General features: G+C 50.0%; 16 protein-coding genes. 10 read left to right on the forward strand and 6 right to left on the reverse strand.

Annotated elements, in window-relative coordinates; translation table 11 throughout:
* Nucleotides 1-28: 28 nt before the first annotated feature.
* Nucleotides 29-1,006, forward strand: a complete 978-nt coding sequence (locus tag HK25_RS00655) for a glycosyltransferase family 2 protein (RefSeq protein WP_086554686.1) — start codon at nt 29-31, stop codon at nt 1,004-1,006.
* A gap of 55 nt (nt 1,007-1,061) precedes the next feature.
* Here the strand turns inward: HK25_RS00655 and HK25_RS00660 are convergent, their stop codons facing one another.
* From HK25_RS00660 to HK25_RS00685, 6 genes are all read right to left on the reverse strand, one after another.
* On the reverse strand, nt 1,062-1,358 hold the full coding sequence (locus HK25_RS00660; RefSeq protein WP_086554687.1) for a hypothetical protein: 297 nt from the start codon (nt 1,356-1,358) through the stop codon (nt 1,062-1,064).
* 105 nt (nt 1,359-1,463) lie between these two features.
* Nucleotides 1,464-2,237, reverse strand: coding sequence for an N-acyl homoserine lactonase family protein (locus tag HK25_RS00665; RefSeq protein ID WP_086554688.1), 774 nt, complete (start codon nt 2,235-2,237; stop codon nt 1,464-1,466).
* Nucleotides 2,234-3,745 (reverse strand): amidohydrolase family protein, encoded by a 1,512-nt coding sequence (locus HK25_RS00670; RefSeq protein ID WP_086634961.1) that lies wholly within the window; start codon nt 3,743-3,745, stop codon nt 2,234-2,236. Before HK25_RS00670 ends, HK25_RS00665 begins: the two co-directional genes overlap by 4 nt.
* 24 nt (nt 3,746-3,769) lie before the next feature.
* A complete protein-coding gene (locus tag HK25_RS00675) occupies nt 3,770-5,020 on the reverse strand; it encodes a lipase family protein (RefSeq protein WP_086634962.1) in 1,251 nt (416 codons plus the stop codon).
* A gap of 53 nt (nt 5,021-5,073) precedes the next feature.
* Nucleotides 5,074-6,507, reverse strand: coding sequence for a glutamine synthetase family protein (locus tag HK25_RS00680; protein WP_086634963.1), 1,434 nt, complete (start codon nt 6,505-6,507; stop codon nt 5,074-5,076).
* 12 nt (nt 6,508-6,519) lie between these two features.
* The gene (locus HK25_RS00685; RefSeq protein WP_086634964.1) at nt 6,520-7,842 is read right to left on the reverse strand and encodes an aromatic ring-hydroxylating dioxygenase subunit alpha; all 1,323 of its coding nucleotides are present in this window, start codon (nt 7,840-7,842) and stop codon (nt 6,520-6,522) included.
* Nucleotides 7,843-8,027: 185 nt separating this feature from the next.
* On the opposite strand from HK25_RS00685, the gene HK25_RS00690 reads away from it, so the two are divergent.
* From HK25_RS00690 to HK25_RS00730, 9 genes are all read left to right on the forward strand, one after another.
* Nucleotides 8,028-8,351 carry a 2Fe-2S iron-sulfur cluster-binding protein gene (locus HK25_RS00690; protein ID WP_086634965.1) on the forward strand — a complete coding sequence of 108 codons (324 nt, stop codon included), beginning with the start codon at nt 8,028-8,030 and terminating at the stop codon, nt 8,349-8,351.
* Nucleotides 8,351-9,580: an NAD(P)/FAD-dependent oxidoreductase gene (locus HK25_RS00695; RefSeq protein WP_086634966.1), complete on the forward strand. Its 1,230-nt coding sequence runs from the start codon at nt 8,351-8,353 to the stop codon at nt 9,578-9,580. The genes HK25_RS00690 and HK25_RS00695 overlap by 1 nt, the downstream gene beginning before the upstream one ends.
* Before the next feature lie 195 nt (nt 9,581-9,775).
* The gene (locus HK25_RS00700) at nt 9,776-12,187 is read left to right on the forward strand and encodes a TonB-dependent receptor (RefSeq protein WP_158092906.1); all 2,412 of its coding nucleotides are present in this window, start codon (nt 9,776-9,778) and stop codon (nt 12,185-12,187) included.
* A 24-nt stretch (nt 12,188-12,211) separates the two neighbouring features.
* The gene (locus tag HK25_RS00705) at nt 12,212-13,807 is read left to right on the forward strand and encodes a carboxylesterase/lipase family protein (RefSeq protein ID WP_086634967.1); all 1,596 of its coding nucleotides are present in this window, start codon (nt 12,212-12,214) and stop codon (nt 13,805-13,807) included.
* A gap of 1 nt (nt 13,808) precedes the next feature.
* Nucleotides 13,809-15,002: an MFS transporter gene (locus tag HK25_RS00710; protein ID WP_086634968.1), complete on the forward strand. Its 1,194-nt coding sequence runs from the start codon at nt 13,809-13,811 to the stop codon at nt 15,000-15,002.
* 67 nt (nt 15,003-15,069) lie between these two features.
* Nucleotides 15,070-16,227 (forward strand): mandelate racemase/muconate lactonizing enzyme family protein, encoded by a 1,158-nt coding sequence (locus HK25_RS00715; RefSeq protein WP_086634969.1) that lies wholly within the window; start codon nt 15,070-15,072, stop codon nt 16,225-16,227.
* Nucleotides 16,227-18,332, forward strand: a complete 2,106-nt coding sequence (locus HK25_RS00720; protein WP_086634970.1) for a hydantoinase/oxoprolinase family protein — start codon at nt 16,227-16,229, stop codon at nt 18,330-18,332. The genes HK25_RS00715 and HK25_RS00720 overlap by 1 nt, the downstream gene beginning before the upstream one ends.
* Entirely contained in the window at nt 18,329-20,065 is a 1,737-nt protein-coding gene (locus HK25_RS00725; RefSeq protein WP_233127539.1) for a hydantoinase B/oxoprolinase family protein, read from the forward strand. Before HK25_RS00720 ends, HK25_RS00725 begins: the two co-directional genes overlap by 4 nt.
* A complete protein-coding gene (locus HK25_RS00730) occupies nt 20,062-21,264 on the forward strand; it encodes a cytochrome P450 (RefSeq protein WP_086634972.1) in 1,203 nt (400 codons plus the stop codon). The genes HK25_RS00725 and HK25_RS00730 overlap by 4 nt, the downstream gene beginning before the upstream one ends.
* The last annotated feature ends 6 nt before the right edge of the window (nt 21,265-21,270 follow it).

The raw sequence follows: 21,270 nt of genomic DNA on the forward strand, positions 1-21,270 counted from the left end.
TTTTATTAGCCTTTAAAAGTTGTATTGAATGTCAGTTATGTCCCGCCCGGCGCCACGGCTGGTTATTGTCGTGCCCTGTTATAATGAGGAAGAGGTTTTCTCTTCCTGTCTGACAGAGCTGAGAAACAGCATTAAAGAAATGGTGCAGGATAACCTCATAAAAAAAGATAGTTTTTTATTATTTGTCGATGATGGCAGCTGTGATCAGACATGGAGATGTATCCGTGAGGCCTGTGCTGAGGGAGAGTGCATTCAGGGTGTTAAGCTGTCGCGTAATGAAGGGCATCAGGCTGCTCTGCTGGCCGGGTTGCATGTGGCAGGTCAGCACTCAGATGCTGTCGTCAGTATAGATGCAGATCTGCAGGATGATGTTCAGGCTATCAGGAGGATGGTGAAGGCTTATTGTGCCGGTTATGATGTGGTTTATGGTGTGCGTGACAGTCGTCAGACAGATACATGGTTTAAAAGGACAACGGCTGAAGGGTTTTATCATCTGATGGCGCTGATGGGCGTTAAGCAGAAATTTAATCATGCTGATTACCGTCTGCTCAGCAGTCGTGCGCTCAAAGCTTTGCTCGATTATAATGAGCGCAATATCTACATTCGCGGTTTGATTCCCCTTATCGGTTTTCCTTCTCTTGAAGTGCGCTATGACCGTGGTGTGCGTATAGCCGGTGAGTCGAAATACCCGTTACGTAAAATGCTGGCGCTGGCGCTGGAGGGTATAACCTCCATGACTGTTGCGCCGCTGCGTCTTATTGCTTCACTGGGTTTTCTGATCTGTATTTTGTCTTTGCTCGCTATTTTATACATTTTACTGATAAAAATAACCGGACATACCATCGCAGGCTGGTCCTCAGTCGTTCTCTCAATTTTCTTTATGGGAGGGGTGCAGATGCTTTCACTGGGTATTATCGGTGAGTATATTGGTAAAATTTATCTTGAAACGAAACACAGACCTCGTTTCCATATAGAAAGCGTCATGGAGAACGGAGCAGAAAAATAGCTTGTTCTTACTCCGTCTGAGTAACAGCAGGTAACCCTGTGTCGCTGCTCTGAAGTCAGGGGTTGGCGACCGCAGAGTTAATGGCGTTAGTGCAGTCGTTTGTGCTGACCTGTATGGAGCTGTTGCTTGCACAGGCCTGAATTGTTTCAGAGCGCTGCTGTTTGTGCTGTGTATACCATTCGAGCGTATGTGCCGGGTTTTGTTCAAAAACTGGTGCAGGTGGCGGTATATCAATTGAGGCATCAGGAGAAGTCTGAGGCGTGTTGATTTTATCTTTTTGTGGTGGTTTTGCATAAGATGCTCCGCCTGAAATAAGGCAGGCGATACTCATTGCTATAAATTTCTTTTTCATCGCGGGCACCGGAATTCTGATAAAATAAAAACAGTTATTATCTGCTTTATGCATTTTTACAGAAAATCGGCAAGATTAACATCATTTTGCAGGTCAGATTATATTTTATTCGTAGTATTCGGGAGATAAACGGAGCTGCTGTATCTGTTGAGGGTCATGAAATAAAATAAGCTGAGCTGGCAGCGTTTCAGCAAGTGTTTTGATCCGCAGAAGAGAGGACAGAGCTTCATTCTGGTCAGCGCATGAGCCCGGAGGCAGAGACTGATTGAAATTTTCCATCAGGTCGCCAGCATCAAAGGTCAGGAGCAATGCACCACTATGCTTCAGCTGCACCAGAGCAGACTGATGCCCTGGCGTGTGCCCTCGGGTGTCGAGCAGAGTCAGGCCAGGAAAGGCGTCCCAGTCTCCCTCTCTGAAATCCCATCTGATCGTGGGGCTGTTAAAATCTTCGGCAATACTGGCAAAATAGTCAGCGCCCATAGCAGCATCATAATCTCGCTTTTGTACTGAAACCCGCGCCTGTGGGCAGTGTTTGATGTAACCGGTGTGATCAAAATGCAGGTGAGAGAGAATAATCCAGCTGATATCAGCCAGTGTAATACCAATTTCAGCCAGCTGATTTTTCAGGTCATGCTGAGTGCGTACGATCGGAGGGATCATACCCTGTGATGTAAAATATGTGTGCAGCCTCTGTGGGTCTGTGACGTGCTGAGGGTCCATGCCTGCGTCGAGCAAAATCCATCCCTGTGTCGTGTCGAGCAGGTAAGCACATATAGGTTCGCTGATCATAAAGCGGTTGTCGGCACCGCTGACAGAAATATATTTGGGTATGGTTTCGTAGCCGCATAGCAGCACATAGAGGCGCTTTATCGCTGTCATACGTGCGTAATCCCTGCTTTGCGGTGCTCTCCGGCACGGTAATACCGGCGTAGCCCGTTCTCCCATTCAGGGTCGACCGGCGGGGTGCCATGGTTTTTATCCAGAGCAGCTTTGATCAGGTCGTTGAGGGTCCGCTCCAGGTCGGATTTTGAGACGGTGATGCACTGGCCATTTTTTACAATGGTTTTGCCGTTAACGACCAGCGTGTCGATGTCCTGGCGTGTCAGTCGTGTCAGCAGCAGGTCAGGTAAGGCAGCATCAGGCACGGTATGCCTCATAATGCGATCTGTGCGTGCAATAACAAAGTCGGCGGGTGCGCCTTCAAGGAGAGTTCCACCGCTATCAGGGCCCAGAACGGCTTCACGACCACCGCGCAGAAGGGCGTCATAACAGTGTGTTAACCACATGCCTTTGTCGGCAGCACCATCTATGCCAGCATCAAGTGCCTGTGCAACGCCTCGCAGTAAACGGGTTTCTCGTAAAATATCATGATCATCTTCCAGTGACATGCCATCCAGCCCGACTCCGAACGTAATAGCGTGGCGCAGTACGCCAGCGATGGGAGGGAGACCTGAAGAGAGGCGAAAATTTGAAGAGGTATTACACGCAATCAGCACCCCGCGCTGTGCCAGCAGCTCAAGCTCGTGCTCGCGCAGCCAGCAGCAATGCGCCAGAGTGAGGCGGGGTGAAAGCAGGCCGATTTTGTCAAGCCAGGGGATAAGACCTTCAGGAAATTGTGCGTCGGCCCATTCACGCTGTAAGCGTGTTTCAAAAAAATGCATATGTACCCGGCGTCCGGTCGAGGCTGAAAGAGCACTTAGTGTTTCGAGTGTCTCCCGGTTAGTCCATTGCGGGCCGACAGGGCCATACTGTACGGTAAAAGTCGGGCTTTCCAGGCGGGTCAGAGCATCAGTGATGGCGAGACCTTCTCCCAGCGAACGTTTGTGTCGCGGTGCAGAAAGCTGGGGATAGCGGGAGAGATCAGGCAGATACCCGCCCAGAGCTGCATTATCGCCGTAGACAAAAGGGTTTTCACCAGCAAACGGAACAGCAAAAGCGACTCTGATGCCGACATCACGGGCAGCAGCAGCGACTCCTTCTGCTTCTTCCAGCAGGGCCCGGCCATTTTGCGTATTGTGGCAGTGCACAACAGCGCCAATGCCTGCTTCAGCCATGTTTGCAAAGGCACAGGCCGCATTAAGGTAAGCCTGCATACGTGGCTCAACCCCCAGGCGCGACAGCCAGAGTTCCAGTGGCCCGTCAGGAATACCAGCTGACAGGGTAGGCACGCCCCGACCATGATCATGTGCATTGGCAAAGGCGGGCATGGCAACACGGCCAGCCCCCTGCTGAGGTAATATCTCGGGTTGCAGCGCACACAGGCGACCATCGCGGGTTGTAATACGCTGGTTAAACAGCGGAGCATCATGACCGGGCCGTGTCAGCACAAATTCTGCTGACCATTCTTCAGTTTGTGTTGCAGAAGATGGTGCTGATGAGTGGTTCATGTTCCGCTGTCTTTTCTTAATGGTTTACTGGTTAAAAGGAATATTGGGGGTTGGTTTCTGAATGGGCCCCGGAGGGGTCATGTCGCTGCATGATGAGGCAACCGGGCTGCCGTTCATAATGTCATGCGTAAACTGCTCTGAATCAGGCAGTGAGTAGTTGACTGCACCGCTATGCGTAATGCCGGGGTATTTATGCCACTGTACAACACTGCCGGCTTTACAAAGTGCGAGAGCTGCACCGTACTGACCAGTTGTACCGGCCATGTTGTCAGCAAGCCCGGTGCCTAAGAAAACCGGCACAGTGAGATGCCCGTCAGGCAGTTCAAAATAACGGGTCATGTCGCGGTCATAGGCTGTGATGTCGCGTGATACGAGTTCTTTACCGGTTTTGATATTCAGCTTTTTAGCTTCGCGGAAGAGATCATGCAGGCACCCGTTATGGGCAACTTCAAGCATTTTCTTTCCTTTTTCAGAAAAGAGAGATGAAGGGTCAGTCTCCGGGTGAATAGCCTGGTCTGTGCCAGCAAGGCGCAGTGTAGCGAAAGCAGGGTCCATCGCATCAACAGTTGTATAGCGTTTTTCGTTTAGCTCTGGTGTGTCCTGATGTATTGCAGTAACTAAGCCTGTCAGCACAGCTCCTTTGACATTGAGGTCAGGTGCATAGTGTGGAAAAGCCCATGTTGCAGCAAGTGCTGCGCCCCCTCCCTGTGACTGGCCAACAATCATTGCTTTATTTTGTATATCGAAATGATGCTGCTTCAGCACAGCTCGTGCGGCATCAAGCAGGCTATAGGCTTCGGGGCGGTATAACAGATAAGGGTGTGTGCCTGGTGTACCCAGTCCCTGATAGTCGGATGCGACAACTGCAAAGCCTCGTTTCAGCCATACATTCAGATAGGCCTGGTCTCTGGCTGCAGGGCCCATCCATGATGGTGCACAGACATCAGCCACTCCTGTTGTGCCATGTGCCCAGATAACCAGTGGCCACCCGCCTTTGGGAGCCGGGCCGGAAGGGATGAGGATATACCCTGAGACCGGCACTTTGTTTTCGGGTTTCATTCCATCGGTTGAGCTGTAAAGAATTTTAAAAGCTTTGCCTGTATCAGCTGGCAGCCAGGTTGCTTTGAGAGGTTCTGAGCGCAGCATTGTACCCGGGGCATCTGTGACCGGGCCAGACCAGTCATAAAACGGTGCAGGAGGTGCAGCCATGCTCTGCACCGGCAGGCAGATTGTGGAAAGCATCAGAAGAGAAGAGAACAGCGATGGAAATTTCATGTCAGATCCTGTGAGGTGACAGAGAGGCCGGAGAGAGGGTGAAAGTTACGATATCAGAATATATCAAAATATTCCCGTTGTTCCCATTCAGAAACTTCAAGTTCATACCGCCTTATTTCAGAGCGTTTAATTGCAACCAGGTAATTAATAAAATTATCACCCATAGCCTCACGAAAGAGAGTGCTTTTATCGAGCGCATCCGTAGCCTGTGCCAGTGTGGTGGGTAGTAGCGGAGCCTGTGTTTCATATGGTGCATCGGCGGGTAGTCCAGGGTCAGCGCTGGTTTTCAGACCGTCCATCCCGGCAATAATTTGTGATGCCATATAGAGGTAGGGGTTTGCCGCTGGCTCTCCTACACGATTTTCAATGCGTGAGGCTTTATCGTGAGGTGCAGAAAGAACGCGCAGCATAACACCACGGTTGTCAATACCCCATATGGCCCGGTCAGGGGCCAGAGAGAACGGACGGTAGCGTTTATATCCGTTAATTGTTGGTGTGGAAAAAACACTGCTTGATTCAGCATGTTTTAAAAGTCCTCCAAGCCATGCCATGCCGGTTGAAGAAAGCTGATCTTCAGCTTTTTCGGGCATAAAAATATTTTTCCCGTCAGGCGTGCACAGAGACTGATGAAGGTGCCACCCGCTTGACATGACAGAAGGCAGACGAGGCCGGCACATAAAGCTGGCATGGTAGCCGTGTCTGCGGCAAACCTGTTTTACAGCAGAGCGAAACAGAATCATGTCATCGGCTGGTTGCAGGCCTTTATCGGCTTTAAAAACCATTTCGACCTGCCCTGGTCCAAATTCGACCTCTAGCGAAAGCAAGCCGAGTCCAAGTCCCTGAACAGTTTTACGCATGACCTCCATCATCGGGTCGATCTGATCGTAATTCAGTTCTGTCAGGTAGTTATAGCCCCGGTGAGACAGGGAAACGTCAGGTGGGGCCGCTGGCTGACCTGCATCGTCAGGGTGCAGGCGTTGATTTTCAATGCGGGTGAGGTGAAACTCGACCTCCAGCCCGGCCATAAATTCATAGCCCGTCTCAGCCAGGCGTTGCAGCGCATCACGATAAATATGTCGTGTTGCATAAGGTACTTTTTCACCATTTTTATAATACAGATCACACAGCATCCAGCCGGTATGTGGTGCCCAGGGTAGTACCTTAAAGCTGGTCGGGTCAGGTATCATGCACATGTCAGCAGAGCCCTGAACCGCAGAATCCTTAATGGTATTCTGTGCTGAAAAAACAGAGATAACAGTACGATGAGCTGTGTCTTTCAGCAACAGAGAGGAGGCAAGAGAGATTCCACTGCTAAAAGCGCTGCCCAGGGCGTCAGCAACAAGTGTTTTGCCGCGTAAAATACCATGCTGATCAGGAAAGCAAAAACGAATAACCTGAATGTTTTCTGCACGCACCTTGTTTGCTACCTCTTTGGCCGTGCGTTGCTGTTTTTCAGTCCATAGTCCATGCTGCTGAATAAAGCTCATCGTCGAACCCCCTTATATCTGAACGGCGGCCTGGCGCCATGGAGCCGCAGACCGGCGGCGGGCATCAACGTCTTTCCAGTAATCCTCTGTGTTGCTGGCGGGGCCTACGCCATCCATCGTTGCAGGGCCCTGTATGGCTGCTGCCTGAGTGGCATTTAGTACCATCAGTGGTTTTTCACCGCGCTCGACCTGATCAATGGCCTGATTAAGCATGCGACGGTAGGCGATAATTCCTTTATCCGTCTGGCCCAGATGTTCACGGGTACGGTCCTGTATCGGCCCCTGTGATTCTACGGCCCACTGATCGTGTACGTTAATATCATCTCCCATACCGGTGTAGGTTTTGCTGGCCTGTTCGCCTGGGTCAAAGCCATAGTCGTTGGCGCGCCCTACACGCGGGCGGTAGTCCGGCAGCGTATAAAGCTTCAGGCGCTGCTCACGCATATGGTCTTTATCGACCGGCTCTGAGAAGCTGGTGAAAATAGCATACCAGTAACAGCTGGTATCATTAACAGGTACATGCCACTGAGTTATGGTCATTTCGCCTGAGAGCGGAATAACGAAAGCCTGTGGGAACAGAACATTTGTGACGCGCACATGTGTGTTCTCTTCGCTCATAGCGCGTGTGGCAATAAGCTGCAGGCCATAGTCGGTTGTGTCGACTGTAATATCGGGACAGTCAAACTCACGCAGAACGCGGGTCATGGGCATTGTGCTGTTGGCAGATGTTGCACGAAACTGACGCCCGTAAGAGGATTCGGCTTCATCATCTTCAAAAAAACGATGCAGAAAGCTGGCATGAGCCGGGTCAATACCGACTTCAAGTGCCTGAAGCCAGTTGCATTCCATTAGCCCCTTAAATGCAAAAACATAGTTGTCAGGGGCAATAAAACAGTCAAGATCAGGAAAAGCCGGAGGCTCACCTTCACCAGGAAAAGCAAAAATAATCCCGCTTTTTTCAATAACCGGATAGGATTTTTGTTTAATGCGTTTGCAGAGGGTGCTGCCTTTTGGCTCCGCCGGAGTCTGGAGGCAGTTCCCGTTAACATCGAAAAGCCAGCCATGAAAAGGGCAGCGTAGCCCGCCATCCTCAAGGCGACCAAACGCCAGGTCAGCATTGCGGTGCGGGCAGTCGCGGTCAAGCATGCCCAGTGTGCCGCTCTCGTCACGAAAAATGACAAAATGCTGCCCCAGCAGTTCGACGGGGCGGATAGGACGCGGACCTTCAAGCTCGACTGAAAGGGCTACAGGCTGCCAGTACTGGCGTAACAGCTTGCCTGCCGGCTGATCTGCCGTGATACGCGTGATCCTTGCATTTTGTTCTGCGCTCATCATGTGGACGTTCTCCTGTGGCTGATGAGTAAAATGAAATGTTTTCTATGTGAACATATTTTTTTTATACGAACATTATGCTTGCAAGAAATACGGAAAGGATGCAAGTTTGTTTTGATATCGCGACAAACTGAGTCTCATCGGGGTTATCGCGTTACTGTTGTTTTCACGTTATGGAACACCTGAGTATGCCAGAACTGATTTTTCACCAGCGTGATGGAAGCGTTCGTAAAGTGGATGCCAAAAGTGGTGTCAGTGTCATGCAGCTTGCCATTCAGGCAAATATTCGTGGAATAGACGCTGAATGTGGCGGAGCCTGCGCCTGTGCGACCTGCCATGTTTATATTGATGAGGGTTACTCTGATCGTTTGCCGGACCTGACAGACGAAGAATCTGAAATGCTTGAAGGTGTTGCAGCTGAACGCCGCCCCAACAGCCGTCTGGCCTGTCAGGTCATGGTGGATGACAGTATGGATGGTATGGGCATAGAAGTGCCCGACAGGCAGTTCTGATGTCGGCGGGGACGGTCATTATTGGTGCATCGCATGCAGGGGTAACCTGTGCAGCTGCCCTGAGAGAAGCAGGTTATACTGATCGTATTCTTCTTGTCAGTGAAGAAGAAGGTATACCCTGTCATCGTCCGCCTTTGTCAAAAGGGTATATGACCGGCGCTGTCAGTGCAGATTCCCTTCCTTTAAAAAGCGCGTCTTTTTATCAGGAGGATAATATTGATCTTCTGACAGGGGTTAAAGCCACCGCAGTAAATCCCGGGCAGAAAAATGTTGTGCTGAGTAATGGTAAGATAGTTTCTTACGATTATCTTGTTCTGGCGACAGGGAGCAAACCCAGGCCATGGCATGGGGCTGATTTACCAGAGCATGTTTATACGTTGCGTACCGTGCAGGATGCCGCGAGTATAGCCAGAAGAGCAGCTTCTCTTTCTGGTGCAGTGGTTGTTATTGGCGGCGGTTATGTCGGGCTTGAGCTTGCCGCAACATTACGAACGCACTTTAAAAAAGAGGTGCATGTTGTTGAAATGGCGCCACGTCTTTTGCGCCGTGCCGCTTCAGCAGAGTTGTCTGAATATGTTGCAGAGCTACATAAAAAAGCAGGCAATTTTCTCCATTTGTCATGTCCGGTAAAAGCCATTAATGCAGGACATAAAACAATAATAGATGTCGTGTTGCATGATGATGCTGTCATTAATGCAGAAATGGTTATTCTGGGCACAGGTATTGTGCCAGAACAGACACTGGCGGGTGAAGCGGGCTTAGCGTGCCAGGATGGTATTGTTGTTGATAAATTCTGTAAAACTTCCGATGAATTTATATTCGCAATTGGTGATTGCAGCAGGTTTCCTGTCGCACACCATGCTCAGACATTAAGATTAGAATGTGTGCAAAATGCGATGGATCAGGCGCGGGTTGCAGCTTCAGTTATTGTCGGCGAGGCGAAAGAATATGCTGCAGTGCCTTGGTTCTGGTCTGATCAGTTTGGAGTAAAATTTCAGACGGCAGGTATCATAGAGGATGGTATGACCTGCGTCATGAGAGGAGAAAAATCTTCAGGAAAATATGCACTTTTTCATTTTTATAGTAATGGTCGACTTGGAGCGGTTGAAACCATAAATCAGCCTGCGTTGCATATGCTTGCCCGAAGATTACTGGCTGCTGAGATAAGCCCGGATATGCAGCAGGCAGGTGACGTTCAGTTCGATCTGAAGGGGCTTATTGGGAAATAAAGTATAAGTAATTAATACTTGAATTTTCTCAGTTAATATTACGTTATTTTTTGTTTTTAATTTAATAAATAGAATATTTGTTTTTTTATTTATTTGTTTTTGATAACGTTGATTGTTTCGTTTTCAAAATAAATTGCGGTTTTTGTGTTTGTCAGGAGATGAGTTTTTCACTCTGTCATGGGGGAAGGGTCAGTGATGCGTTACAGTAGAAAGTTCGTTTTGTTGGTTAGTTGTGTTTCTCTGGTAACGCACGTTGCAGCCGAAAGGGCGCATGCAGCGGTTACGCATAAAACGGTTAGCCCGCGTAAAAAAATACAGGTGCCGGTTGATCAGAATAAAAAAGTTCCTCGAAAAGAAATAGGAAGTCGCAATAACGAGTATCTTGAAGTACATGGTTCAGGGGTTATCTCGGCAAGTGGGGTAACTGGTCAGCAGTTTGGCGGTGGTCTGATGACCAAAGAAACAGGCGATAAGTCTGTTAGTACTGTGACGCGGGATTTTATTGCTAAACAGTCGCCTACTCAGTCTGCTTTTCAGCTGATGAAGCTGACACCTGGTGCTAATGCGGCTTCATCTGATCCATTTGGTATGCAATTTGGTGGTGGTGGTTTCTCAGTCCGTGGGCTTGATGCTTCACAGATGGGCTTTGTTTATGAAGGTATTCCGGTTACGGGGTCATATAACAGTATTGTTAACCCCTCTGAGTGGGCTGATACTGAAAATCTTGAAAAAATAAGTCTGGAGCAGGGTTCTCCCGATGTGACAACCCCAACAGTCAACGCATCCGGCGGTGTGATGACATTGTTTACACGTAACCCTTCACATAATTTTCATGTGATGGCCGATGCAACCGGCGGGTCATATAACATGGCGCGTGGGTTTATGCGTGTAGATAGCGGTGACCTTGGGCGTTCGGGAATCCGTATGTTTGTTTCTGTGTCGCAGACAGAGGCAGATCATACGCGTGGTGCCGGTCATGATTCAAAAACACATGTTGACGTTGGTGTTGTTAAAGACTGGGGAAAGCAAAGCAATACAAAGCTGACAATCACTTACGGTAACTTTAATATTTCTAACTATAATTATCCTACGGCGGCACAGTTTAAAGCAGGGCCTGGATATAATTATACTAAAGACTATGACAATGGTACAAATTCAAAATATTACAAGCTTCACCAGAACCCCTATGAAGCACTCCTTGTTTCTGCGCCGACAAAACTGAAGCTCACAGATCAGCTGACGTTCAATTTTACGCCTTATACATATTATAACTATGGCACAACCGGCTTTGGGGGTGTTGTATCAGAAGATGCTGTTTACAGTGGTTTGAATAAATACCAGGTTGACCTGAACGGCGATGGAAAAATTGGTGGTTCATCAATGGTGTATGAACCTTATATCGAGCAAACATCACGCTCCGGGTTTAATACAAACATGGCTTATGCCACACGGCATAACACTCTGACGTTTGGTTACTGGTTTCAATATGAAAATGATAATCTTTTTTCACAGTATGGTCGTGTAAAAGCAAATGGTTCGCCAATGAATCCATGGGGTGACAGCCATTATTACAGGCAGGCTGATGGCAGCCCGTATTATCTGATGGCGTCTCATTCATATATTACGACTAATGTATTATATATTGCTGATACACTCTCATTATTTCATGATAAGCTGAAAATTACAGCAGGCTTTCGTGAGGCAATGGTTAACCGCCAGGGGACAAACTCACTTCCTGGTACTCCTTATCATATGGGTGTTAATACGGCTGAGCCTCTTCCAAATGTTGGTATGACTTATACTATTAATTCACATCATCAGTTTTACATTAATGGTAGCACGGCTTTTCGTCTTCCTACGACCAATGCAATGTATGAAAGTACCTATAATGGTGCTGTAACCGGCGCAGCTAACCTCAACCTTAAGCCTGAATATACGATTTCTGAAGAAATAGGGTATCGTTATACCTCAGATAAGGTAATGGCCCGTATTGCATTCTTTAATTATAATATGACCAATCGCCTTGTCAGTACAATGATTTACCGTGGTAACCAGCAAATCCCGTCTCAGCTGAATGGTGGTGGACAGCATGCGCGTGGTGTAGATTTTGAGCTTGGCACAGCACCTATTCATCATTTCCGCCCTTATATGTCAGCTGAATATCTCGATGCTAAAATTGATAACAACCTTTATGTCGGGAATAATGCACTGCCGACAAAAGGTAAAAATGCTGTTATGGCACCAAAATATCAGCTTGGCTTTGGCCTTGATTATGATGATGGTACATGGTTCGGCAATGCTGGTATTAAATGGGTTGGTAAGCAGTATTCAACATTTATGAATGATGAATCCATACCATCCTATGTGCAGGCTGATCTGACAGCAGGGTATCGTATGCATAATATCGGATTTCTTAAGCATCCTGAAATTCGCTTAAATATCGTTAATCTTGCTAATAACCACTATCTTTCCGGGGTCTATAGCGTCCAGTCTAATGCTGTGGCAACAAAAGGCGTCAATGGTGGCACTGTCGCGAAAAGTGGCACACCGTCTTATTACGTTTCTACACCGTTTATGGCCATGGCAACGGTATCAGCAGGTTTCTGATATCTGATACGCAGGAGAGTGCACATGACGGAATATGGTTTCGGTCGCAGAACGTTTCTGCTGGCGGGAGGTGCCTGTCTCGCCGGTGGCCTGGGTGCTGCAGGTCCGGCTCCGGTACGTCAGACGACGGCCGGGCAGGTTTCTGGTTGTGCCACGATGCAACCGGGAGTAACCGCCTGGCTTGGTATTCCGTATGCAGCGCCTCCTGTAGGCAATTTACGCTGGAAACCACCGCAACCTGTTACGCCCTGGGCAGGTGTCAGGTCGTGCACACAGTTTGGAGGCAGTCCCTGGGCACCGTCCGGGCCAATGGAAAGCTTCACCCCGTCGCATATGGATGAGGATTGCCTGAATCTTAATGTATGGGCCCCTCCATCAGACGGGCGTTTACGCCCGGTTATGGTCTGGATTTATGGCGGTGCCTTTATCATGGGGGCGTCGCAGGACCCCAAATATGATGGTGCGCGCCTGGCTGCTGATGGTGTTGTTTTTGTCTCTGTTAACTACCGTGTAGGGATCTTAGGTAGCTTTGCTCATCCGGAGCTGGCGCAGGAATCTCCTCATGGTGTGTCAGGTAACTATGGGCTGATGGACCAGGTTGCTGCCCTTCAGTGGGTTCGTGACAATATTGCCCGGTTTGGCGGTGACCCTGATAATGTCACGATTTTTGGCCAGTCAGCTGGTGCCTTTAGTGTTGCCTATCATCTTGTTATGCCGGCTTCACGTGGTCTGTTTCATCGGGCCGTTGCGCAAAGTGGCGCACCACTTGGTAAACCCAGTTCTTATATTCTGCTTGGTAACACAAAGCAGATGGAGCAGGTGGGGGCGGCTTATGCTCAGAGCCTTAAAGCGCCATCGCTCGAGGCATTACGCCGCATTCCGGCAAAAGATCTTATCAAGTCGTATGGTTTTAACTGGCTGTTTTATCCTGCTGTTGATGGCTGGCTTGTTCCACGCTCGCCTTACAGCATGATGGCAGAAGGTGACTGTGCCCGGGTGCCGGTTATGGCGGGGCATAACCATGATGAAGGCAGCCTTTTTCCACCAATGGGTGGCGGCACACAAACCGGGATCCAGTCTGCTGTATCAGATTTTTATGGTCAGCAGCGTGATCCACTGCTGCAGGTTTTGCGGCAGGAAGGGTATAATACGCCTGCGGCTATGGGGCATCAGATATTTGGTGATGTCGTGTTTAACTGGAACACCATCGTATTGTCACAGGTGATGTCGCGGCATGTGCCCAGCTATGCCTATCGCTTTGATTATGCGCATACAAAACCAGTTAACCCACACCCGGCACCAGGTCAGCTGGCAGATGCAGGTGCTTTTCATGGTGCTGAAATAGGGTTTGTACTTAAAACACATCAGTATGAAGAGCCCGCCCGTCGCTCAGAACAGGAACATCTGATGCAGGTTGTCTCTGGCTACTGGCTGAATTTTGCAAAAACAGGCTCGCCTAACGGTAGTGGTTTAACACACTGGCCTGTTTATCAGCCTGCAAAGCGTCAGCTTTTTAGCCTGGATGCTCACGCGCAGGGGTTAAGCAACATCGATCATTATGATCGTCTTGTTTTGCTGGGGCAGGCAATGAACAACCGCGTACTGGAGGAGGAGGGGTGATATGAAAGAACCTGTTAATGTCAGCCCGTTTCTTGGCAACACTTCAGCGCTCTGGCTTTTGCTTTTTTGCTACGCGATGATCGTGGCTTCAATGTCCAGCATTGGTGTTTTTGTTTCATTTCTGCCTCATGTTATCCACGATCTTTCAATTGCAGCGCCACAGGCTGGTTTTGCAATTTCGCTTTTTTCTTTGCCCTCTGCTCTGGCATGCGTACCTATAGGGCGCCTGGTTGATCGTATTGGTATTCGTTCAGGTATGGTGCTGGCAGGCTTGCTCGCGATCGCAGGCGATGTCTGTTTAAGTCAGGCTCATAGCTGGTTACTTGTTTATTTTGGTATGTGTTTGTCAGGGGCGTCTTTTGGTGCCCTGACCGTGACATGCCCATCGGCTCTTGTGTCCTGGCTTGAAGGCGACGCCCGTACACGCGCCCTGTCTTTCTGGTCTACATATGGGCCTGTTGGTTATGCTTTCGGCTTGTTGCTGGCCGTGCCATTTACCATCGGTGGTGTCTGGCAGCATGTTTTTTTGTGGCATGCGGCTATTTTTGCAGCACTCACCTGTTTTGTTATGCAGCTACCGCGCCGCAAAGAACAGGTAAATGTCAATACTGGTAATGGTGGCCTGGCTTTATTGTTTAAAGACAAAGCTATTATACGTCTTGGTTTTTCGCTCGCTTTACCTAATGCGGTTGCTTATGGCGTTAGTGTTGTTACCCCCTCTTACCTCGCTCGTGCTTACGGGGTTGAGGTGGGTATGTCTAACAGTGGCATAGCAGCAGCAAAAATTTTTGCCATGATGCTCGGTGGCTTTGTTACCGGTTATATTCTGACCAAGCAGGTGCATTACAGAATAATGTATCGTTCGCTTGTTTGCCTGGGCCTGGCCGCTTTGTTTGTTTTGTTTTTTCCAGGCGGTGGTTTTGGCTGGGCGCTCGTTGCGCTCATCTGCTGGTTGCTGGCTTTTGGTGGCATGGCAGGGGGCACAATGGCGCAGTTGCCGACATTCGTTAGCAGACAGGAAGATATTGGTGTTGTCTCAGGCCTTGTCGGGCAGCTGACGTCACTTATCTGCCTGGCTGCTCCTCCCGTTTATCTCGCGCTGACACAGTGGTCTTCTTTCTGGGGGCTTTCCTGTTGTGTATTGCTGGTAGCCGCCTGTCTGGTGCCTTACCGCAAAACTTCTGTCAGTGCATGATCTGTATAAAATTATGATTGCAGAACTGTATATTTTTTAATCAGTCTGTGATTATGGAGATGATACTGTGAAGATTATTTCTGTTGAGGCTTTTCCGTTTTCTCTGCCGTCACGGCGCGACTTTCGCTGGGCTGGTATGCTTGGTCAGCTTGGTAACTTTGTTGCTGTGCGTATCACGACAGAAAATGGTGTGACAGGTTATGGTGAAGCTACTCCTTTGCCGGACTGGGGAGGGGATTTTGCCCGTCATGGGGGGGAAACCATAGGCACGGTTATCAATATGGTTACCACAGTTATCGGACCGGCTCTGATCGGGCAGGACGTAACGGCTGTAACCCGTGCGGCACAGATTATGGACCGTGTTGCAGTAGGCAATGTTTATGCCAAATGTGCTGTCAGCATTGCGCTGTATGATGCCTGGGGTAAGTGTGCGGGTCTGCCGGTTTATAAATTGCTGGGTGGTCAGGTGCGTGACAGCGTGCCTGTCGCACATATGGTCGGCCTGATGCCTGAAGAGGATGCGCTTGAAGAAGCTATTGCCGCAATAGATGATGGTGTCTCTTGTTTGCAGATCAAAGGCGGAACAGATGCAGCGCGTGATATTCGCCTCATTGGTGTTCTGCGCAAGCGCCTGGGCGACGATATAACTCTCAGACTTGATGCAAACCAGGGATATGGTCACGCAAAATCTGCGATGGAGACTGTGCGTCGTCTGGTTGAGGCTGGCGTCAGCATGGTTGAGCAGCCTTCAGAAGGTCTGCGTTATATGGCAGAGGTGACAGCCTCTTCTTCTGTGCCGGTTATCGCTGATGAGAGCTGCTGGGATGTGAATGATGCGCTTGATGTGGTGTCAACACGAGCAGCAGACTGCATCTCAGTTTATCTGGCTAAAGCAGGTGGTATAAGTGGTGCCTGTAAAGTTGCTGATGTGGCCGAAGCTTCTCTGATACCATGCGATGTTAATGGCTCGATTGAATCAGCTATTGGTACAGCAGCTAACGTTCATTTTGCGCTGGCACGGCCTGCGGTGTCACTCGGGGCTGTTATTGCAATCAGCGCACCGGCAGGGCGGCATCCATATCGTGTAGCCGGGCATTATTATGATGATGATATTCTGACAGAACCTATGCAGGTTAGTAATGGTTCTATTCTGCCGCTTGATGCTCCGGGTCTCGGCATTACGGTTGATGAAGAGAAACTGGCTGCTTTCAGGTGTGATAAGTGATGGAACCACATTATCGTATAGCTGCTGATATAGGCGGGACTTTTACAGATATCGCCTGCCTTTCCGCTGATGGTGTTCTGGTTACGGCCAAAGTGCCGTCTACCCCTCATGACTATGCTCTGGGTATTCTGACCGGTGTGCGTCAGATCGCTGCACAGTTACAGGCGCCGGCCTCAGCTTTTGGGCAGCTGCTGCATGCCTCGACAATTGCGACAAATGCTATTCTTGAAGCAAAAGGTGCGCGGACAGGTCTGGTAACAACTGAAGGTTTCAGAGATGTTCTGGAGCTGCGTCGTATTCGTGTGCCACGTTTATATGAGCCTCTTTATCAAAAGCCGGAGCCCTTAGTGCCGCGGCGCTTGCGCCTTGAAGTGCGTGAACGCCTTGATGCCCGTGGCGATGTGATACAGGCGCTGGATGAAGAGAACGTACGTACCGTTGCTAAGACGCTGGCTAAAGCTGGAGTTGAAGCTGTGGCTGTTTGTTTTTTGCATAGCTACGTTAATCCTGAACACGAAAAGCAGGCAGAGCGTATTTTACGGGAAGAGCTGCCGGAAGATTGTTTTATCTCTGTAAGCTATGATGTGTTGCCAGAGGTACGTGAATATGAGCGCACCAGTACAACAGTTGTTAATGCTTACGTCGGGCCGGTTGTCAGTCGTTATCTTAAAGGGCTGGTGCAGACTCTTCAGAATGCAGGGTTCGATGGCCGCCTGCTGATGATGCAGTCCAGCGGTGGACTGCTTGATGTTTCTCAGGTGATTGCCCGCCCTGCTACAGTGGTTGAAAGTGGCCCGGCTGCGGGCGTGGTGGGGGCTGCACGGCTTGGGCATGTCGCCGGTTATTCCGATATTATTACGTTTGATATGGGAGGCACCACAGCAAAAGCTTCCCTTATTCAGGATAGTCGCCTGACTGCCACTGATGATTATGAGGTCGGTGGCGGTATCTCTATGTCCAGTGCTCTGGCAAAGGGTGGTGGCTATGCTTTGAAGCTGCCTATTATTGATGTGTCAGAAGTTGGCGCAGGTGGCGGCAGTGTTGTGCGCATAGATGCGGGCGGCGGGCTGAAAATTGGCCCCGAAAGTATGGGGGCTATGCCAGGGCCTGCCTGTTATGGTCATGGTGGCACACAGGCTACCGTAACGGATGCCAACCTTGTGCTTGGTTACCTCAATCCTCACGCTCTCGCTTCTGGCACAGTGCCTGTTAATGCACAGTGTGCCAGAGATGCTTTGCAGGCTGCTGTCTGCGATAAAACGGATATGAGTTTGCTCGAGGCAGCTTATGGTGTGCATTGTGTTGCTAATGCGACGATGATGCGTGCGGTTAAGGCTGTTTCGACCTATCGTGGTCGTAATCCACGTGACTTCACAATGCTGGCTTTTGGCGGCAATGGTGGCATGCATGCGGCGTTACTTGCCCGTGAGCTGAATATCGGACGAGTGATTGTGCCACCTGGAGCAGGTGTGTTCAGTGCTGTTGGTCTGCTTTTTGCTGATTATGAAATGGGCCGTACAATTGCCTATGCCGCGCCTTTGCCTGCCGGGGAAGAGGCACGACGTGCTCTTGAAGCCGCTTATCATGCCTTGCAGTCTGCACTTTGCTCTGAAATGGGTGAAGACGATAATGCCGGGCTGACTATTACCCGTTTTGCGCAGCTGCGTTATCAGGGGCAGGGGTATGAGCTGAGTGTACCACTTTCATCAGCCACGGTTACCGCTGATGTGATTAAGCAGGCAGCGCAGGATTTTATGGCTGAGCACAAACGCAGCTACGGCTATGTGCATGATAATGGCCACATGGAGCTTGTCAGTATTCGTGTGGTGGCCTCACGCCCGCCTGCACGTCCGCCTGAAATTAATAAGGTGATAGCTGGTGGCCATCTGGCTGAGGAAAGCACACGTATGGCCTATTTTGGCGCGCAGCATGGCCTGCTGTCCACACCTGTGCTCCACCGTTACCTGCTGAACGATAAACCGCGTCAGGGGCCGATGATTATTGAGGAATATGAAGGCACCACCATTGTGCCGCCTGACTGCATGGTCTGGCGTGATGCTTATAATAACGTGGTGATTGATCTGCCAGAACAGGGAGGCGCATGATGGCTGAGTGTGACCTGGCTCTTCTTGAGATTATAAAAAACGGATTTGAAGCTATTGCTGATGAGATGGCGATTATTCTCATGCGCACAGCTCATTCGCCAATTGTACGCGATGCGATGGATTTTTCCACTGCTTTGTGCGACCCGCAGGGGCAGAACATTGCCCAGGGCCTTACAACTCCCATGCATCTTGGTAGTTTTTATGATGCCATGCAGCATCTGATCACAGAGTATGCCGGAAATATTGATGAGGGTGATGTTTTTGTTGGCAATGACCCTTACCTGGCATCAGGGCAGCATCTGCCAGATATTTATGTTGTAAAACCTCTTTTTCATGACAGCATTTTGTGTGGATGGGCAGCTACCATTGCGCATCATGTTGATGTGGGCGGGCTGGTGCCTGGCAGTAACTCTCTCAGTTCTGTCAGCATTCATCAGGAAGGGCTGCGTCTTCCTTTTTTAAAGCTGTTTCGTAAAAATGTGCCTGACACCGCCATTCACGCTATTATTGCGGCAAATGTGCGTACACCCGACCTGGTTTTGGGGGATATTGCAGCGCAATGTGCGGCAGTTCAGGCCGGTGATCGTGCATTCGCTGATATGCTGCGGCGTTATGGTCGTGAGGAGCTGCATTTTTATACCGCGGCGCTACATGACTATGCTGAACGTCTGGCTCGTGAGTCTATTCGTTCAATTGCTGATGGTATCTATACTTTTGAAGACCATATTGACGGTTTGGGAGAGCAGGGAGCCCCGGTTGTTTTTCGCCTGGCCCTGCATGTGCAGGGTGATGAAGTAACCGCTGACTGGACAGGAACTTCAGAGCAGGTTGCTGGTGGTATCAACGCGCCTATCTCTTTTTGTAAGTCGAATGTTTACGCGGCACTGCGTTCAGTTATGGGGGCTGACGTTCCCAACTGTCACGGTTATACCCGTCCTATTAAAGTCGTTGCGCCAGAAGGTACTGTGTTAAACTGTACTTACCCCGCGGCCTGCGGTGGCCGGGGTATTACAGGGTATCGTATTGTTGATTGTGTATTTGGGGCACTGGCGCCGTGTCTGCCCGAGAGTGTGGCAGCTGACGGTGCAGGCGGGTCTACTTTGCCCAGTTTCAGTGGCGTGTATCGTGGCCGTACCTTTGTGTTTTCTGAGTGCGTAATGGGTGTGTGGGGCGGAACAGCACAGCATGATGGCCAGGAGGGTGTACCTCATATGGCCTCTAACCAGGCAAATGTTCCTGTCGAAATTATAGAGACAGACTATCCCATTCGTATTGAGCGTTATGGTGTTGTGCCTGATACGGCCGGAGCGGGTAAACAGCGTGGTGGCCTCGGTATTCTGCGCGAATATCGCATTCTGCAGGATAACGTCTATTTTGGTGTGCGTTCTGATAAAGTGAAATATCCGCCACATGGTCTGTTTGGTGGCAAGCCTGGTGCGGCAGCTTCAAATATTCTGATCTCGCAGGGGCAGGAGAGCATTCTGCCGGCTATGCCGCTTGATCCGATTATACTTGGTAAGGGTGATGTTTACCGTCATGTCATGGCGGGTGGTGGTGGCTATGGCGACCCCTTAGAGCGTGACCCCGTGCATGTGCTGGAGGATGTGCGGGACGGTCGTGTGACACGTGACGGAGCTTTGTCTGCCTACGGAGTGGTTCTGACAGCTGATCTGGATGTGGATGAGAGCGAAACCCGTGCCTACAGAGCCAGAATGAGAGGACAACACTCATGACTATTATTACGGATAAACGCGTTGTTTCAGACCTCGATCCGTTTTCAGCAGAGTTCAGGGCTGATCCTTATCGTTATTATGCACAGCTGCGTGCTCTTGGGCCTGTTGTCTGGCTTGAAAAGCATAATATCTGGGTGGTGCACCACTATGACCAGGTGCGCACAGTACTGACCGACTGGCAGCGTTTCAGCAACGCCGGTGGGGGTGGGCTGACGAATTATTTTAAAGATAAAAACTGGCGTCAGCCCAGCATTATTCTTGAGGTTGACCCGCCCGACCATGACCGCACCCGCAAGGTACTGATGCGTTTGTTTACCCCGGGTGCTCTGCAAAAAATGCGTACCGAGTTTACCGGTGTGGCAGATGACCTGATAAGCAGAGCAACAGAGCGTGGCCGTATTGAAGCTGTGTCAGAGCTCGTTCTGCCTTTTCCCATGAAGGTGTTTCCTGACGCTGTGGGTATGCCTCCTCTCGACCGTGACATGATGCTCGTCTATGGCGGTATGGTGTTTGGTGCATTCGGGCCGCGTACACCATGGTATGATCAGCTTTTGTCACGGGCTGAAGAAGTGAGTGCCTGGGTTGATGCTCATTGTGAGCGCTCGGCTCTGACGGATGATGGCCTGGGCGCTGCGATGTATGCCGCTGCTGACAGGGGTGAGATCACGCACGCTGAGGCAAAGCTGCTTGTGAGGTCTTTTCTTTCTGCCGGGGTTGATACCACGATTGACTCAATAGGCTTGTGCCTGCGTGCGCTGGCTGAGCACCCCGGGCAGTGGGCATTGCTGCGTGAAGATCCATCCCTTGCCCGTGCTGCTTTTGAAGAAGCTACGCGTTACGACAGTTCATCACAAAGTCTGTTCCGCACTACGACTGAAGATTTCGAGTTCGAAGGGCAGCGACTGGGTAAGCATGAAAAAGTACTGGTTCTGATAGGTTCAGCCGGGCGAGATCCGCTTGCGTGGGAAGAGCCTGATCGTTTTGATATTCGCCGCAGAATAACCCGCCAGATTGGTTATGGCGCCGGCCCACATGCCTGCGTGGCGCAGATGATGGCCCGCCTTGAGGGCGAGGTTTTCTTCCGTACTCTGGCAGAAAAAGTTGACCGCCTTGAAACAGATGGCCCTTCAGAGCTGAGGCTGCACCCTGGTCTGCGTGGGCTGACATCTTTGCCTCTTGTTCTTGGCGGCAAACAATAAGGAGAC

Source organism: Acetobacter sp. DsW_059 (assembly GCF_002153695.1).
In the GTDB taxonomy this organism is placed as follows: Bacteria; Pseudomonadota; Alphaproteobacteria; order Acetobacterales; family Acetobacteraceae; genus Acetobacter; species Acetobacter thailandicus.